Source organism: Thalassotalea sp. Sam97 (genome assembly GCF_041379765.1).
Taxonomy (GTDB): Bacteria; Pseudomonadota; Gammaproteobacteria; order Enterobacterales; family Alteromonadaceae; genus Thalassotalea_A; species Thalassotalea_A maritima.
In genome coordinates, this window is the sequence record NZ_CP166919.1 from 2,955,448 (window position 1) to 2,971,884 (window position 16,437).

Annotated in this window: 17 protein-coding genes; 6 read left to right on the forward strand and 11 right to left on the reverse strand. The window is 42.7% G+C overall.

Translation table 11 applies throughout. From position 1 onward, the window contains the following. Positions 1 to 99 precede the first annotated feature (99 nt). Positions 100 to 1,551: an NAD-dependent succinate-semialdehyde dehydrogenase gene (locus ACAX20_RS13140; RefSeq protein ID WP_371186888.1), complete on the reverse strand. Its 1,452-nt coding sequence runs from the start codon at positions 1,549 to 1,551 to the stop codon at positions 100 to 102. A gap of 318 nt (positions 1,552 to 1,869) precedes the next feature. Beyond that, complete coding sequence (locus ACAX20_RS13145; RefSeq protein ID WP_371186890.1) at positions 1,870 to 2,625, reverse strand: lysostaphin resistance A-like protein; 756 nt, start codon at positions 2,623 to 2,625, stop codon at positions 1,870 to 1,872. Between the two features lie 267 nt (positions 2,626 to 2,892). On the opposite strand from ACAX20_RS13145, the gene ACAX20_RS13150 reads away from it, so the two are divergent. From ACAX20_RS13150 to ACAX20_RS13160, 3 genes are all read left to right on the forward strand, one after another. Continuing rightward, positions 2,893 to 3,357: an NfeD family protein gene (locus ACAX20_RS13150; protein WP_371186892.1), complete on the forward strand. Its 465-nt coding sequence runs from the start codon at positions 2,893 to 2,895 to the stop codon at positions 3,355 to 3,357. Between the two features lie 84 nt (positions 3,358 to 3,441). Beyond that, the gene (locus ACAX20_RS13155) at positions 3,442 to 4,356 is read left to right on the forward strand and encodes an SPFH domain-containing protein (RefSeq protein WP_371186894.1); all 915 of its coding nucleotides are present in this window, start codon (positions 3,442 to 3,444) and stop codon (positions 4,354 to 4,356) included. Then, positions 4,356 to 5,309, forward strand: a complete 954-nt coding sequence (locus ACAX20_RS13160) for an SPFH domain-containing protein (RefSeq protein WP_371186896.1) — start codon at positions 4,356 to 4,358, stop codon at positions 5,307 to 5,309. Before ACAX20_RS13155 ends, ACAX20_RS13160 begins: the two co-directional genes overlap by 1 nt. Before the next feature lie 192 nt (positions 5,310 to 5,501). On the opposite strand, the gene ACAX20_RS13165 is transcribed toward ACAX20_RS13160, so the two are convergent. The 7 genes from ACAX20_RS13165 to ACAX20_RS13195 all read right to left on the reverse strand — a co-directional run bounded on the left by ACAX20_RS13165 (position 5,502) and on the right by ACAX20_RS13195 (position 11,510). Beyond that, the gene (locus tag ACAX20_RS13165; RefSeq protein WP_371189658.1) at positions 5,502 to 5,984 is read right to left on the reverse strand and encodes a YcxB family protein; all 483 of its coding nucleotides are present in this window, start codon (positions 5,982 to 5,984) and stop codon (positions 5,502 to 5,504) included. Positions 5,985 to 5,995: 11 nt separating this feature from the next. Continuing rightward, complete coding sequence (locus ACAX20_RS13170) at positions 5,996 to 7,126, reverse strand: PQQ-dependent sugar dehydrogenase (protein ID WP_371186898.1); 1,131 nt, start codon at positions 7,124 to 7,126, stop codon at positions 5,996 to 5,998. A 221-nt stretch (positions 7,127 to 7,347) separates the two neighbouring features. Beyond that, complete coding sequence (locus tag ACAX20_RS13175) at positions 7,348 to 8,193, reverse strand: NAD(P)-binding domain-containing protein (RefSeq protein ID WP_371186900.1); 846 nt, start codon at positions 8,191 to 8,193, stop codon at positions 7,348 to 7,350. Positions 8,194 to 8,228: 35 nt separating this feature from the next. Continuing rightward, on the reverse strand, positions 8,229 to 9,122 hold the full coding sequence (locus tag ACAX20_RS13180; protein WP_371186902.1) for a YiiD C-terminal domain-containing protein: 894 nt from the start codon (positions 9,120 to 9,122) through the stop codon (positions 8,229 to 8,231). A gap of 3 nt (positions 9,123 to 9,125) precedes the next feature. Then, positions 9,126 to 9,563 (reverse strand): D-aminoacyl-tRNA deacylase, encoded by a 438-nt coding sequence (gene dtd / locus ACAX20_RS13185; RefSeq protein ID WP_371186904.1) that lies wholly within the window; start codon positions 9,561 to 9,563, stop codon positions 9,126 to 9,128. Between the two features lie 49 nt (positions 9,564 to 9,612). Next, positions 9,613 to 10,572, reverse strand: coding sequence for a prolyl aminopeptidase (gene pip, locus ACAX20_RS13190; protein ID WP_371186906.1), 960 nt, complete (start codon positions 10,570 to 10,572; stop codon positions 9,613 to 9,615). A gap of 74 nt (positions 10,573 to 10,646) precedes the next feature. Beyond that, complete coding sequence (locus ACAX20_RS13195) at positions 10,647 to 11,510, reverse strand: virulence factor BrkB family protein (RefSeq protein ID WP_371186908.1); 864 nt, start codon at positions 11,508 to 11,510, stop codon at positions 10,647 to 10,649. A gap of 103 nt (positions 11,511 to 11,613) precedes the next feature. Here ACAX20_RS13195 and ACAX20_RS13200 point away from each other — a divergent pair, with 103 nt between their 5' ends. After that, positions 11,614 to 11,829 (forward strand): hypothetical protein, encoded by a 216-nt coding sequence (locus ACAX20_RS13200; RefSeq protein ID WP_371186909.1) that lies wholly within the window; start codon positions 11,614 to 11,616, stop codon positions 11,827 to 11,829. 81 nt (positions 11,830 to 11,910) lie between these two features. On the opposite strand, the gene ACAX20_RS13205 is transcribed toward ACAX20_RS13200, so the two are convergent. After that, positions 11,911 to 12,543, reverse strand: coding sequence for a urate hydroxylase PuuD (locus tag ACAX20_RS13205; protein WP_371186911.1), 633 nt, complete (start codon positions 12,541 to 12,543; stop codon positions 11,911 to 11,913). Between the two features lie 308 nt (positions 12,544 to 12,851). On the opposite strand from ACAX20_RS13205, the gene ACAX20_RS13210 reads away from it, so the two are divergent. Then, positions 12,852 to 13,436 carry a Fe-Mn family superoxide dismutase gene (locus ACAX20_RS13210; RefSeq protein WP_371186912.1) on the forward strand — a complete coding sequence of 195 codons (585 nt, stop codon included), beginning with the start codon at positions 12,852 to 12,854 and terminating at the stop codon, positions 13,434 to 13,436. Positions 13,437 to 13,624: 188 nt separating this feature from the next. Here the strand turns inward: ACAX20_RS13210 and typA are convergent, their stop codons facing one another. Further along, positions 13,625 to 15,442, reverse strand: coding sequence for a translational GTPase TypA (gene typA, locus ACAX20_RS13215; RefSeq protein ID WP_371186914.1), 1,818 nt, complete (start codon positions 15,440 to 15,442; stop codon positions 13,625 to 13,627). Positions 15,443 to 15,734: 292 nt separating this feature from the next. Between typA and ACAX20_RS13220 the strand changes: the two genes are divergently transcribed. Then, positions 15,735 to 16,241: a fasciclin domain-containing protein gene (locus ACAX20_RS13220; RefSeq protein ID WP_371186916.1), complete on the forward strand. Its 507-nt coding sequence runs from the start codon at positions 15,735 to 15,737 to the stop codon at positions 16,239 to 16,241. The last annotated feature ends 196 nt before the right edge of the window (positions 16,242 to 16,437 follow it).

A 16,437-nucleotide genomic window follows, 5' to 3' on the forward strand; every position in this document is an offset into this window, starting at 1 on the left:
TCATTAGTTCCATTAGAGTATTGCTCGCAGTGCAAGTGAATCACAATAGCGGATCTTCAGTATTGAAATAGCTCATTTAGGCGCTGCTTTGTAGCAAGGCTAAATACCACCCATACATAAATATTTGATGTCTAAGTAATCGTCCAAACCATATTTTGATCCTTCTCGACCTGATCCCGATTGCTTAACACCACCAAACGGCGCTGCAGCATTTGAGATGAGGCCTTCGTTAATGCCTACCATACCAAACTGCAATGCTTCGGAAACACGCCAAACTCTACCAATATCTCGACTATAAAAATACGCAGCCAAGCCATATGGGGTATCGTTAGCCATGGTAATAGCCTGACGTTCATCGGTAAAAGTAATAATCGGTGCTACCGGGCCAAAGATCTCTTGCTGAGCAAGCGCCATATCATTAGTTACGTTGGTAACAATGGTGGGTTGATAAAACTGTTGACCATGATCAGCGAAGTTACCACCGCAAACTAGCGAGGCACCTAGGCTGATGGCTTCTTGCACCAAGCTATGGATGTTGTGTGTAGCTTCGGTAGTGATCAACGGCCCGATAGTGACTTTATCTTCGAGGCCATTACCTAACTTTAAGTGTTGCACCGCGTTAGCAAACTTCTTGGTAAATTCATGAGCAATGCCATCCTGAACTAAAATACGATTGCTACAGACACACGTTTGCCCAGCATTACGATATTTCGAGGCTAAAGCGCCTTCTACAGCGGCATCAATATCGGCATCATCGAAAACAATAAACGGTGCATTGCCACCAAGTTCCATCGATACTTTCTTTACCGTTGTTGCACATTGCTCACTCAGTTGTTTACCGACTTGTGTAGAACCCGTAAACGTAAATTTGGCAACATCGGGATGTTGCGTTAACACCTTACCAATGGCATTAGCATCTTCTGAAACAACCATGTTAAACACGCCAGCAGGAATACCTGCACGATGTGCTAACTCGGCTAGAGCAAGTGCCGATAGCGGTGTTTGCGAGGCAGGCTTACAAACAAAGGTACAACCTGCGGCCAATGCAGCTGCCGCTTTGCGCGCAATCATGGCATTAGGGAAATTCCACGGGGTAATCGCGGTTACGACACCAACCCCCTGTTTGATAACAATAATTCGTTTATCTGCAGAAGGTGCGCCAATGGTATCACCATAAACTCGCCTGGCTTCTTCGGCAAACCATTCAATATAGGATGCACCATAAGCAATCTCCCCCTTCGCCTCAGCTAATGGCTTGCCTTGCTCTAAGGTGAGCAATCGCGCCAGTTCGTCTTGGTTTTGCATAATTAATTCAAACCATGCACGCAATAAAGCGCTACGCTCTGTTGCCGATAACGCCTGCCACGCAACCAGCGCTTGTTTGGCAGCATCTATCGCCAATTCAGCATCGCCTGCGTTGGCATCAGAAACAGCAGCGATAACCTCAAGAGTCGCAGGATTGATCACGTCAAATTGATTTTCGGCTTGCTGCCACTGACCATTAATATAGGAATGGTTACGAAGTAATGGAAGGTCATTATTTTTTTGCATAGACATAATCTTTAAATATTAAACAACATAGCGAACAACAGAGCGTGTTGATCTTTCAGGGTTAAATTTTGTTCGAATTAAATGCATTTTTATCGCGGCACTTGTGATACGCATAGTTATTCTACGCACAGAGCAAGTAACAATGAAAAAAATGCATTTAAACGAATCCAAAAGACAGCTTTTATGACGCCTTTCTACAGTGTTATCAATTACTTATGCGGAGTAACCACACAACATAAGTTCTGCCTTGTATAAAAACATCATAAATTGCTGCAAAAACAACCTCAAAAGATCAACACGCTCTAGGATCTGTTGACCCTAGTTTACCGAATAAAGTAGCCACATTGACATCATATTATTGAGCATGTGAATGGCTATACAATAATAAAGATTATTCGTTTTATAACGGGTCCACGACAAAATTAGGGCTAGCACAAATAAGTCGATTAATACCAAGCCTTGATATTGACTATGTAAAAACGTAAATAATAACGCGGTGATCAGTAAAGCACCTGAGCGCCCTAATCGGGTTGAGGCTAAACGGCTAAAAATATAACCTCGAAATACAATTTCTTCAAAAATCGGTGCGACAATACAAATAGCCAACACGCTTAGCCATACGTAGTCCGTGGTATTGAGAATATCGACCATAAACTGTGGCATCTGTGTATTGATAGCAGTATGAATGGCAACACTGGCAAATATATAAATCCCTGTGATTAGAAAATAAGGGCGAAACTCCACCATAGAAAAGCGATGTTCTAAAGCAAAAAAAGTGCGTTTGTTAGGTTCTCGAAAGGTGATGACATAAAGCATAGGTAAGGTAACCAACGCCATCAATATGCCAAACACTGCGGTTGTATCACCATCAAAAAACCAACGGATAGGATCGTCAATCGCGCTACTGGTATCGGCATAAACCGCGAATACAAAGCTCAGTAGCATGGTGGGTAAATACAGCGCGACAATCCAAAAAAGCGCATTGCCTAATGGGTAATATTTGTTTTGCCGCATTTTATAGGCCGAACTGTCGGATTGCTTTTTTGGATCTAAATTATCACCATTTTCGTGCAATGTGTTGTCCTCAACTAACCTCTTATCTTTAAAGCTAGCAAAATTTTCACAATTGGCTGTGCAATTTTAGTTTTAATCAATGATGAGATAACTTTATTGCCATCGCTTAAAAGCGTTCGCCAACCCACCATTGATAAGCCACATATCACATACAGTTCAGTAACTTAGAAAAAACAGCAAACATCAATCTTGACATATTATGTCGCTTTTATAAAAAAACGATGCTATGATGATTAACAATGTATTAACCACGCATGGAGAAAGGCTATGGATATAAGCAACGATGTGATTGCTTGGGGTTGTGTTGGTCTCATGCTGATGATTGCTGAGTTAGCTATTCCTGGCGGTATTGTGGTCTTCCTTGGTACGTCCGCGCTGGCCGTGGCCCTATCGCTGCAATTTGGCCTCATCGACAATTGGATACACGCCTTCACTATGTGGTTTATATTGTCGATCATTTTACTGCTACTTTTTCGTAATCTTGGTCAGTCAATGGTCGGTGGTGATAGCCGAGTCGATAATACTGATGAAGAGCTCGACGTTTACGGCAAACAGGTCAAGGTTATCGCAACCATTGGTCCTGGTAATAAAAAAGGTCGCATCGTCTTTCAAGGGAGCGAATGGACCGCGCTCGGTGACGGTAGCGTAATCGAAAAAGGCGAAACAGCGACAATTGTGTGCCGCGATAATATTTCGTATGTGGTTGAAAAACAGCCTCCACAGTCACCCTAAAAAGTTCACTTTAAAAATAAACCGGTAAGTTGCGGTGCACTCATATAGTGGCTCATTTACCCCAAAAGTAATAAGGAGAGTTGCGTGTTTATATTAACTCTGGCCTTCTTGGTCATATTATTCATTCTGTATAAATTGGTGCTCATTGTCGAAATGCGCGAAGTATGTGTGGTTGAGCGATTAGGAAAGTTTCGCGCTGTGATGCAGCCTGGATTTCATTTTTTGATCCCGTTTTTTGACAAGGTAGCGTATCGCCATGAAACTCGTGAGCAAGTATTGGATATTCCCGCGCAAAGTTGTATTTCCAAGGACAACATTCAAATTGATGTCGATGGCCTGGTTTACATCAAAGTCATGGATGGCGCGAAAGCCAGTTATGGCATCGAAGATTACCGTCGCGCCAGCGTTAACTTAGCGCAAACGACCATGCGCAGTGAAATCGGTAAGCTCAATCTGAGCCAAACCTTCAGTGAACGCGATACATTGAACGAAATCATTGTTCGCGAAATCGACAAAGCATCAGATCCTTGGGGGATTAAAGTCTTACGTTACGAAGTACGTAATATCACCCCATCGCCAAATGTCATTCATACCCTTGAAAAGCAAATGGAAGCGGAGCGACAAAAACGTGCCGAAATTACCTTAGCCAACGCTGAGCGAGACTCCGTTATTAACTTATCGGAAGGCGAACGCCAAGAAGCGATTAACCTGTCAGAAGGTGACAAGCAAAAACAAATTAATGAAGCGGAAGGCCGCGCTCGTGAGATAGAGATCATTGCTGATGCAACAGCAACCGGTATGAGTTTAATCGCCTCGGCGGCTAATCAGCCGTGTGGTCATGATGCCATTAAGATGCGCTTAATGCAGGAGTTTATCACCCAAACAGGTCGCGTATTAGAACATGCTGACGTATCGATACTGCCAACGGACATCGCTAAGTTAGAAGGCTTTTTTGAAGGCATGGACAAGGTCACAGCAACGGCTAAAGGAGCGAAATAATGGAACATTTTGAAGGTCTACCGATAACCGACATTGCGGTACTGGCAATATGGGCACTGTTGTTTTTTATCTTTATTGTTAAGTTATTCCAGTCCATTCGACTGGTACCGACCAAATCCGCCTACGTGGTAGAACGTTTGGGTAAATACCACAAAACCTTGGAAGCAGGTTTCCATGCGTTATTTCCGTTTATCGACAAAGTCGCTTACATCCAAGATTTGAAAGAAGAAACCATCGATGTGCCACCGCAAGAGTGTTTCTCGATGGACGAAGTAAATATTGAAGTAGACGGCGTTATCTATATCTCAGTAACCGATCCGGTAAAAGCGAGCTACGGCATTACCGATTACCGATTTGCAGCCATGCAATTAGCACAAACTACGACGCGCTCGGTAATCGGGACTTTGGATCTGGACCGCACGTTTGAAGAGCGCGATCTCATCAGCGCAAAAGTCGTTGAAGTACTGGACGCGGCGGGTGAATCATGGGGGATCCGCGTTCATCGTTATGAGATTAAAAACTTAACACCACCACAAACGGTACGAGACGCGATGGAAATGCAGGTCAACGCAGAGCGTGAACGACGCGCGATTATGGCAAAAAGTGAAGGTGAAAAGCAAAGTCGTATTAATCGCTCTGAAGGTAGCAAGCGAGAAATGATTAATATTTCTGAAGGTGAAAAGCAACGTCGTATTAATTCCGCCGAAGGTAAAGCGGCGGAAATTTTAGCGCTCGCCAAGGCAACTGCCGAGTCGATTAGCAAAGTCGCGCATGTGATTAATCAAGATGGCGGTCAGCAAGCACTTGAGATGCAGCTTAGCGAACAATACCTGAAACAAATGCAAGGGCTAGGCAAACAAAACCGCAAAGTTGTACTGCCTGCTAACTTACTCAATTATGAGCAGTGGATGATGACTATGGGATTAAATAAGTCACATCAGGTCAGCAAGTAAACAAAGACTATCTAGCTAAATAGCTAGCTAGGTGAGCGCATATTTATATACCTGTATAGATGTATAAATATATAAACTATACCTAAAGTTTTGTTCACCTGAAGGGCAACTAAGTCAGCTACAAAAAAGCCGAGGTACACAATGAAGTGTACCTCGGCTTTTCATTTGCTGCGTATTGCTAAAATATAGCGATTAATCTATCGCCAAATTTTTCTTTAAAAACGCTTCGCTATCGGCCGTTAATATACTGCGTGAGATGTAACTATTACTGCCATTTTTTTCAAAAACGATGTAACCCTTTTCGGTCATGATGGTTTTATCAATCTCTGCCCAAGGGAGCGACTTTTTCACGTAGTCAGAGTAAATTTCAATACCTTGATCATCAAAGCTGATGTTTACATCGGATCCTGAAGCTTTAGAAAACATTTGTCTGGTTACCCAAAAACCTCTGGCAAACCGCACACTCAGTATTTCAACAACAGCTAAGATATAAAAGAAATAACCTAAATGACCGCTAAGCTTTTCGATGTTTGCCGCAGCAATTAAAAAGCCCAAGGCAAATAAAATAATCGCTTTGGTGTAACGGCGCCAGCTTTGGTCGCGTAACATCGCAGATTGCTCAAAACACTCGTTAAAATGCTCTCTATCTAAGGTAAATGTATGTTCAAATTTCATCACAGTATTGATTAACCATTGGGTACTAATTTTTTAATGCCTTGGCCATCAACACCAATGTATATGAAACCATCTCGACCTTGATAAACATTACGCACACGGCCAACACCTTCGAGCAGTTTTTCAGTCGCAACGACCTTATCACCATCTAAGGTAACCAAAACCAGATGACCAAACTTCATTGAACCCAGTAGCATTTTATTTTGCCACTCAGGGTACTTATCAGACGTTACGAAAATCAAACCCGATGGCGCGATAGATGGGTCCCAGTAATGTTTCGGTTGCTCCATCCCTTCTTTGGCGGTTAAATCGGTAAACGACGTGCCATTATAGTTAATGCCGTAACTGATCACTGGCCAACCATAGTTCTTACCCGCCTCGACTAAGTTGATTTCATCACCACCTTTAGGGCCATGCTCATGTGACCATATCGCACCGGTTTTAGGATGAGTCGTTAAGCCTTGTGGGTTACGATGACCATAGCTATAGATTGCGGCTTTGGCATTGTTCATACCGAAAAACGGGTTGTCTGCTGGAATTTGACCGTCATCATGAAGGCGATAAATTTTACCACCATCGCGAGTTAGATCTTGTGGATTCACATCACGCGCACCACGATCACCAATGGAAAAATATACATAGCCTTGCTTGTCAAAAGTAATACGAGAGCCGTAATGATGACCGCGCTCACTGTTCTCACTCCCCTTATAAAGCCATTGCAAATCGGTTAGTTGAAAATCTGTTAACTTAGCACGAATTAATGCGGTGTTACTGCCTTTGCCCTCACCTTTATCACTGGAAAATGTAAAGTAAATCCAACCATTCTTGTCATAATCCGGATGCAGAGCAACATCAAGTAAACCACCTTGATTATTGGCAATGATGTTAGGCAAGCCAGTGATGTCTTTATCGACCATGATACCATCACGGATAATACGCAGTTTACCTGTGCGTTCCGATACCAATAAGTCATTATTGGCAAGCTGCACCATTCCCCAAGGAATAATCACATCGCTTTGCGTTGGCATCAGCTTTACTTGTGCTGATGCTGTATCCGTACTTTCATTCGCAGCGCCGCAGGCGGCAATAAAAGAGGCGGCAATAATAGCGGCTAAAGATTTACATCGCTTATTAATTTTCATCGTTTTTCTCATTGGTTTTATTTATATAGCGTTGATAAATATAGTTTATCAAGCAAAGAATAACAGAGCCTAGCGCTACCGTGAACACATGGATTAGCACGGTTTGCCAGCGCATGTTCTGTTGCCACAAAAACACCGGCCCGTTTGCTGTAACAAAAAACAAATTAAGCAAGCTAAGGTGCAGCATTAAAATGATCGCAAACAGAGCTAATTGTTTAGAACTAGGCACGATATTCCTTAGCAAATTTACTGTCGAAGTAAGCAAATAGATCAGCAACCTGAAATTGTGGATAGATATCAGCTAAGTAAACACTATCAACTTGTTTGCCTTGCTGTTCCTGTTGCTCTGCAAATTCAGGGGTTAGGTGCGCTAATGTTAACAGCGCTTTTTGATAAAAGTCGCGACGTGTCGGATGATGAGGACAGACACCATTGACGATATTCGCCACCGTATCATAGCGTGCAAGTAATTGCTGCAATATGGCAATCACATCATCTTGATGAATAAAATTAATCACCGAATCTGGATTGGGTACCGCTTTGTGCGTGAAATATCGACCGGGTTGGCGATCGTAACCAAACAAACCACCAAGCCTTAATATCGTTTTGTAAGTAACAGACGAATTTAAAACTACCTGCTCCGCTGCATGTAAAAGGGCGACCTTAGTGTCTTTGGTATCCAGTGCACTATGCTCTGTGACCACGCCAGCTAAACCGTTATACACAGCCGTCGAACTCAACAAAATAAGCTGTTTTACACGACCATTAGAGCTAGTAGCAAAATCAACGAGGGCTTGGATTTTATCAGCGTAATCGCTCTTACCTTGACGGATTCCCGGCGGAATGCAAATAATCCAATGTGGATACTGGTGAAGCGCTAGTGGTAACTGCTGCGGGGTGTTTAGTATACAAGCGCGAATTCCTTGCTGGTTAAGCTGCGCCACTTTCGTAGCTGATGTTGTGGTAGCCAGCACTTCCATACCTTTTGCGATCAGATGTTTTGCTAACGGATAACCAATCCAACCTGCTCCAATCACAGCGACATGCGTTGCCTTGTTATTTATCATTCACTTAAACCTATACAGCTTGCTTCGCCGACTTGTTAACTATCTTTAGGCAAAATAACATATTTTCCCGTAAAACTTGCTACGGTTAAATCGCCATCTTTTACTTTGACATCAATGCTCAAGCGCGCCCGGCGACCAAGGTCGAGTGCAGCTACATCACCTTGCACTGCAACAGTTTGCGCTAACGGTTGCCCCTGTAATGGCTTATGATAACGCATATTAGCATCCGCAAGAACAATATCACCTTGCAACCCAGCTGCAGTTAATAACAAATAAGCGCGCCCCCAACCGGTAAGTGTGGCCAAGGTGTAGATGCTGCCAGCAAACATGGTGTTATGTAAATTGACGTTGGCCTCGCGACTTGCACACACGGTTAATTGATCTGCAACCAAACTTACCGGCTGAATATTCATAAATGCCGATACGGGAATCGTCTGGTGCCAGATCTGCTCAAGCGCATCGAGCTGGTCGCTAAAATCATTGTGAAATTTCTTCAATGATTTACTCATTTTGTAATGCTGAATCTCGTTATAGAGACAGTGACTTTTATCATGCAACTGATAGCCACAAGCCCGATAAAAAGGCACCGCTACTTCACGAGCATTTAAGTCAATGCGCCTTACACCTTGCCGATGAGCTTCTTGCTCTAGTGCATCAAGTAATTGCTTACCAATGCCTTGCCCCTGATATTTATCATCAACCGCCATAAAGCGAATTTGGGCAACATCGCTAGCGGTTTTGTGCAAGCGGCCAACCGCAGCGACATTACCATCGCTGGTAGTCAACATACGATGTACCGCTTGTTGTTCTATATCGTCGACTTCGCTTCCCGGCTTCTGACCCCAAGGTTGGCGCAGCACTTTATAGCGCAATTGATGATACACTTTGAAATCCGCTTCACTCTGCGGGGTAACTAATGTAAACGCCACTGCCTATACCTTTAACGAAAAGGTTACCGGACCGTCATTTGTTAGCGATACCTGCATATCAGCACCAAATTCACCGGTAGGCACTTTAAAGCCTTTGTCTCGTAACAGCTGACAAAACGCTAAGTACAACTCGTTACCTAAGGTTGGCTCTGCCGAATTAGAAAAACTTGGGCGTTTACCGCTGTTGGTATCGGCCGCTAACGTGAACTGCGATACCACTAAAATATCACCGCCTATCTGACCAACATCTAGGTTCATTTTGCCATTTTCATCGGTAAACATTCGATAGCCAGCGACTTTGTCGGCAAGACGTTGGCACTTCTTTATATCGTCGCCTTTTTCAACGCCCAATAAGACTAAAATTCCTTGGTTAATTTGACCATTCACGGTACCAGCAATGCTCACGCTGGCGTGACTTACTCTTTGTATTAATGCAATCATGATAAATTAAATATTTGCGAACGTTAGATGAAACTATTGAGTTATATAATTATTTTTTATTTTCAAGAAACAAAGCCATTGCATCAGATGCTTGGATAATGGCGTCAATCGTTCCTTCTTCAAAGCCACTATGACCAGCTTTGGGGATAACTTCAAGACGCGCATTAGACCATGCGTCACTAAGCTTATAAGCTTGCTTTAATTGACACACCATATCATAACGGCCATGGATGATATACGCTGGTAAATGAGATATTTTTGCCATGTTAGCTAATAACTGATTAGGCTCTAAAAAGCAGTGATTCACAAAGTAATGGTTTTCAATACTGGCCATGGCAATTGCACCATGATTATCATCCACATTTTCGTTGGTAGTATTATCTAAATGCAAAGCAGAAATGCGGTTTTCCCAAAGGGTCCACGCTTTAGCCGCAGCAACTCGCGTTAATTCATTGCTTGATGTAAGCAAGGCATGATACTGGCTGACAATGTTTGCCGCTTGGTAGCCGCTGATTGGCTGACAAAAATCTCGATAATATTCCGGAAAAAAACCGGCCGCGCCATCGTGACCGTAAAGCCAATCGACTTCATCGTCTGTACCAAGAAAAATACCACGTAAGATAAAACCCGTTACCCGCTGCGGATATTGTTGGCCATACGCCAACGCAAGTGTTGTTCCCCAAGACCCACCGGCAACAAGCCATCGTTCAATAGCGAGTAACTCACGGATCTCTTCCATATCTTCTATCAAGTGCGCGGTGGTATTGTCATCTGTAGCAGCATGAGGTGTTGATTTGCCACAGCCGCGTTGATCAAAGACAATAATGCGGTATTTAAGTGGATTAAAATAGCGACGATGATCCTCACTTGAGGCACCACCCGGTCCACCATGCAAGTACACTACGGGAATACCACCTTCTGCACCACTTTGTTCCACGTAAATCCGATGACCATCACGTTCGATGAAATCCTTTCGGTTTATATTAATTTTTGGATACAGTGATCGCACTGGCATTCCTTGGATTATTCACAACAGGCGGTTGTTACTAAGTCTAGCCTATTTGCCGTATGGTGTTGATAGCCTTATCTTGGCTCGTTTTCTTTGGCAACAGGGTCGCTAACATCAAACTCATCTAAGCACACAGTAAATTCAGCGCCAACAAACACCACCAACCAAGACACATACACCCAAACAAATAAGATAGGAATGGCTGCCAACGCACCGTAAATGGCTTCATAAGACGGTAAATGGGTAATGTAGGCTGAAAATATTTTCTTCGCCAGCTCAAACAATGCGGCACCTGCGAGACTGCCAACAAAGGCGTGCTTTAACTTTATATCTGTATTGGGAACAAACAAATAAAGCACTACAAAGCCCATCCATGATGCGAAAAACGGCAAAGCTTTAAGTAAAAAGTTGTTAACCTCTTGGCCACCAAAAGAAACCAAGGACACCATATAACTGGTCGCGGCAATAGAAATACCCACCAACACAGGTCCTAAGGTTAAAATCATCCAATAAATCGCAAATGATGTAATGGTTTTACGTGGCTTATAGACCCGCCAAATTCGATTCAACGCTTTATCTATAGACGAAATAAGTAACATTGATAATAACATTAACGCCAAGATGGCTGTTGCCGACATTTGCGATGCATTATTCACAAAACCATTTAAGTTCTCTTGAATAGACTCTGAAGCCGCTGGCACAAAGTTTGTGAAAATGAAGTTCTCAATATCCTGCTTAAATTCAGCGAATACCGGAAAGGCGGTAATAATAGAAAAAACCACCATAACCAAAGGTACTAATGACATTAAGGTAACATACGACAAGTAGCCAGCGGACACTTGAATTTGGTCTTGCCGACAACGGGACGCAAAGTGCTGAACAAAGTCGACACCAACACGTAAAGGCTTATAATGGTTCACAATTTGTGACAATTTCATCGAACAGTATTTATATACATTAACTTTGCATCAACTATACTAGATTTAATTGAAATGTATAACTAACTCTGATTTACAAATCAGGATTTATTGGGGGATTTATATGGCTGGACAAGGTTCAGGTGGCAATGTATTAGCAGCTATTTGTAGCTTTTTCATACCAGGCTTAGGTCAATTAGTACAAGGGCGTATTATCGCCGCATTGCTATTTTTTGTTATTACGGGCGTGCTTTATTTCACTTGGATTTTCGCCATTATCGGCCTGATCTTTCATGCATGGTCGATTATTGATGCAGCCCGCTTTAAAGGCGCACCATAAACCGCAACTTAGCTTATTCAGAAACAATAAAAAAGGTTGAGCACTCTCAACCTTTTTTGTCGTTATCCTATGGTTTTATCACTACAACGCAAGCAGTAAACCAACCAATACCGCTGTTAACAATAACGAGCAATGGATAACACCGCGTACTGTTGTCATTGGGCCTTGTTTACCCACGATAGCATTGATTTCTAACAGTACGATTAAGCCGACACAAATCCACATCGCGTCAGAGCCCCAACCTTTACCGTAACCAGCAAAATGCGGGCCTGCCAACATGAAAAATGCCATTGGTGCAGAAAATAACACGTTGGTTCTTGATGCCAACAATGCCTTTGCGCCAGCTTTAGCGGCATCACCATCAACCATACCTAAAGCCACTTTTTGGTTTGGCCAAATAATTAACCAAACATTCAAAAACATTAAGGTCCCCAATAACGCACCAACAACAATGTAGTTATTCATCACGTTAAGCTTAGTAACGCCAACTAATAACAATACACCGGTGATAAAGGTGAACATCGCCGCCCAACGGAACCACCATAATGCTTCTGGCGCTAAATGCTTTTTCGCGTCAGCCAGTGCTTCAGCGCTGGCCTTTTTAAAGTAGCCACCTTGAACAAAGTTAAAGTAATACAATAAACCTATCCAAGCGATACCGAACAACACGTGCGCCCAGCGAAATAAAAAGTTAATAATATCCATTGTGCTCATCACACATCCCCCAAAAATGAATTTATATGCTTATCAGCTAGTTATTGAAACAACCAGCAACGCAACAACCTTACACTTGGCGCGATAATTAATCAATTTTTTGCAACAATAGTAAAATCGCTCTTGTATTAATACCGAGTCACCCCCATAGAGCTATGCAGATAGTAAAAAGATTCGTTGCGAGTGACTATCAAACAACGAAAGGTTATAAAGCTGCGCTGGTAAATCGTGCCATTCACGTTAAAATACCAAGCAGAATCAAGCCTATAAACGCTGAACATTTTAATAAAATTTCTTTGGAGACAACTATGGCAATTTCATTACCTGCATTACCTTATGCAATGGACGCACTTGCGCCGCATATTTCTCAAGAAACTCTAGAGTTTCACTACGGCAAGCATCACAACACTTACGTTGTAAAATTAAACGGTTTAATTGAAGGCACTGATTTTGCTGACGCATCTTTAGAAGAAATCGTTAAAAACTCTGAAGGCGGTGTATTCAACAACGCTGCACAAATCTGGAACCACACCTTCTACTGGAACTCACTAACACCAAACGGTACTGGTGCTCCTGTTGGTGAATTAGCTGACGCTATCAACGCTCAGTACGGTTCTTTTGACGAGTTCAAAGCTAAGTTCAACGACATGGCTGTAAACAACTTCGGTTCAAGCTGGACTTGGTTAGTGAAAAAAGCTGACGGCACGTTAGACATCGTTAACACCTCTAACGCTGCTACGCCTCTAACTGAAGAAGGTGTTAAGCCACTAATCACTGTAGACCTGTGGGAACACGCATACTACATTGATTACCGTAACCTTCGTCCTAGCTACATGGAAGCGTTCTGGACACTAGCTAACTGGGAATTTGCAAACGCAAACTTCACTGCTTAATTGCTAAGCGCCAACTAAAGGCATTAATTGAAAAAGCGACCATATATGGTCGCTTTTTTATTATTTATTCGATGAAACAAAACACAAAAAGCCCACCGCGACGCCAGCTACAACGTCATGTTCAAATGGCTAACAACAAAAATGCCAGCTTAATGCTGGCATTTTAATCTGGTTAAATAATCGGTCGATTATTTTTTATTGCGAGATTCACGCTTACGATCCGACTCTTTTAAGAACTTCTTACGAATACGGATGTTCTCTGGCGTTACTTCTACTAACTCGTCGTCATCGATAAACTCAAGCGCTTGCTCAAGGGTCATCTTAATTGGCGGCGTAAGTACCTGTGCATCATCAGTACCGGCAGCACGTACGTTAGTTAATTGCTTACCTTTTAACACGTTAACGGTTAGGTCGTTATCACGGCTGTGAATACCTACAACCATACCTTCGTATACTTCAACACCGTGACCAATCATTAGACGACCGCGATCTTGTAAGTTAAATAACGCGTTGGTTAATGCTTTACCTTGTGCGTTAGAAATCAATACACCGTTTAGGCGTTGACCGATTTCACCACCTTTGTGCGGACCGTACTGTAAGAACGTGTGGTAAATCAAACCAGAACCAGACGTTAGCGTCATAAATTCAGTTTGGAAACCAATTAAACCACGGCTTGGCATAATAAAGTCCATGCGAATACGACCTTTGCCGTCAGGTGCCATATCGGTTAATTCGGCTTTACGGAGACCCATTTTCTCCATGATCGAACCTTGATGCTCTTCTTCAACATCAATCGTCACTGTTTCATACGGTTCTTCGATTTGACCATCAACTTCGCGCATGATTACTTCTGGACGTGAAACCGCTAACTCGTAACCTTCACGACGCATGTTCTCGATAAGGATACCTAAGTGTAATTCACCACGACCTGATACACGGAATTTATCTGGATCATCGGTTTCTTCAACACGCAATGCTACGTTGTGAACCAATTCTTTTTCCAAACGCTCTAGGATGTTACGTGAAGTAACGTATTTACCTTCTTGACCCGCAAACGGAGAGGTATTTACTTGGAACGTCATGGTAACCGTTGGCTCATCTACTGATAATGGTGGTAGTGGCTCAACTTCGCTTGGACAACAGATGGTGTCAGAGATTTTTAAATCGCCTAAACCAGTAATCGCGATAATATCACCCGCTTGTGCTGATGCAACTTCGTAACGATCAAGACCTAAGTAACCGTATACTAAGCCAACCTTGCCGTTGTGTATTTTACCGTTAGCTGTTTGCACAGTAACTTGCTGACCTGGCTTAACTGTACCACGGGTAACACGGCCTAAACCGATAACACCAACGTACGAGTTGTAATCAAGCTGAGAGATTTGCATCTGGAAAGGACCATCTACGTCAGCATCTGGACACGGTACTTCGTCGATGATGGTTTGGAATAATGCCGTCATGTCAGTGCCAGTTTCGCCTTCTTCAAGAGAAGCCCAACCGTTGATAGCTGACGCGTAAACCACTTTAAAGTCTAACTGTTCATCAGTTGCACCAAGGTTATCGAATAAGTCGAATACTTGATCCATAACCCAATCAGGACGTGCACCTGGCTTGTCGATTTTGTTGATAACAACAATCGGCTTTAAGCCTTGTGCAAATGCTTTTTGCGTAACGAAACGCGTTTGCGGCATTGGACCTTCTTGCGCGTCAACAATCAACAACACAGAGTCTACCATCGACATAACACGCTCTACTTCACCACCAAAGTCGGCGTGACCAGGGGTGTCAACGATGTTTACACGGTAGTCGTTCCAGTTAATCGCAGTATTTTTTGCCAAAATGGTAATACCACGCTCTTTTTCGATATCGTTTGAATCCATCACACGCTCATCAACATCAGCGCGTGAGTCAAGCGTTCCTGACTGCTGCAATAATTTATCTACAAGAGTTGTTTTACCGTGGTCAACATGCGCAATGATAGCGATGTTACGTAATTTATCTAACACGTTTCTAGCCCTTCTCAGCCTTGCACCAAGGCTGTTAAATTGAGTATAAAAATTTGATCGCGCGTATTATAAACTAATTCCGACAAATAAACCGCAATATTTCTCAGATAACTCACCGCCTTTATTTTTTGCTGTATGGCTTGTAGACAACTACAAGGCCAACTAATTTGAATGCTTTTTGAACTATTCACTTAAGTCATGCGTATTTTTCAACGTCAAATAGAACAGCGGGCACATGTCATGCGGTAATGAGTGCTCGTACTACTTACCACAACAAATATGGGAAAACATAATGAACGTAACCAGAATCAGTCTAGCCAAAATTTTTGTAGCTGTAATTTTGTTGTATTCAGCATCGGTTTTTGCAGGAGGCGGCTACGGAAAAAAAGACATTGTTGACACAGCAGCTTCTAATGATACTTTCTCAACTCTCGTTGCTGCCGTTCAAGCTGCGGACTTGGTAGATACATTAAAGGGAGATGGTCCTTTTACTGTATTTGCAGCAACCAATGAGGCTTTTGCTAAGTTGCCTGCAGGCACATTGGAAGATCTTTTAAAGCCAGAAAACAAAGACAAACTTGCTGCAATTCTGACTTATCACGTCGTCGCTGGTGAAGTTATGGCGGCCGACGTTGTTTCGCTCAGCTCAGCAACTTCTGTGCAAGGTGGCGATATTGCCGTTACGGTATCCGACACTGGCGTGCAGATAAATGAAGCCAATGTGATCAAGACCGACATTAAGACAAGCAATGGCGTGATTCACGTTATTGACTCTGTCATTTTGCCACCAGCTGAATAAAGCCCCATCTGATCCACTTACTTTCTTTCCTAATGTGAGTCATATGGCTCACATTTTTATATTCTTTATGCCTGGGCATGCTAGAGCCATTTTATCGAGCCATAAGCATCGTTATCAAAATGACTACTGTCACAACAAGCAACGACAAATTGTAACTAAAAGTAATCAAAATGACGTAAATGTGTGACAAGTGTGT

Coding starts and splice junctions, on each gene's coding strand:
- ACAX20_RS13210 (WP_371186912.1), top strand. CDS start 12,852: ATGGCAATTTCATTACCTGCATTACCTTATGCAATGGACGCACTTGCG.
- ACAX20_RS13195 (WP_371186908.1), bottom strand. CDS start 11,510: ATGAAATTGTCACAAATTGTGAACCATTATAAGCCTTTACGTGTTGGT.
- ACAX20_RS13220 (WP_371186916.1), top strand. CDS start 15,735: ATGAACGTAACCAGAATCAGTCTAGCCAAAATTTTTGTAGCTGTAATT.
- ACAX20_RS13140 (WP_371186888.1), bottom strand. CDS start 1,551: ATGCAAAAAAATAATGACCTTCCATTACTTCGTAACCATTCCTATATT.
- dtd (WP_371186904.1), bottom strand. CDS start 9,563: ATGATTGCATTAATACAAAGAGTAAGTCACGCCAGCGTGAGCATTGCT.
- ACAX20_RS13205 (WP_371186911.1), bottom strand. CDS start 12,543: ATGAGCACAATGGATATTATTAACTTTTTATTTCGCTGGGCGCACGTG.
- ACAX20_RS13165 (WP_371189658.1), bottom strand. CDS start 5,984: ATGAAATTTGAACATACATTTACCTTAGATAGAGAGCATTTTAACGAG.
- ACAX20_RS13170 (WP_371186898.1), bottom strand. CDS start 7,126: ATGAAAATTAATAAGCGATGTAAATCTTTAGCCGCTATTATTGCCGCC.
- ACAX20_RS13175 (WP_371186900.1), bottom strand. CDS start 8,193: ATGATAAATAACAAGGCAACGCATGTCGCTGTGATTGGAGCAGGTTGG.
- ACAX20_RS13160 (WP_371186896.1), top strand. CDS start 4,356: ATGGAACATTTTGAAGGTCTACCGATAACCGACATTGCGGTACTGGCA.
- ACAX20_RS13200 (WP_371186909.1), top strand. CDS start 11,614: ATGGCTGGACAAGGTTCAGGTGGCAATGTATTAGCAGCTATTTGTAGC.
- ACAX20_RS13150 (WP_371186892.1), top strand. CDS start 2,893: ATGGATATAAGCAACGATGTGATTGCTTGGGGTTGTGTTGGTCTCATG.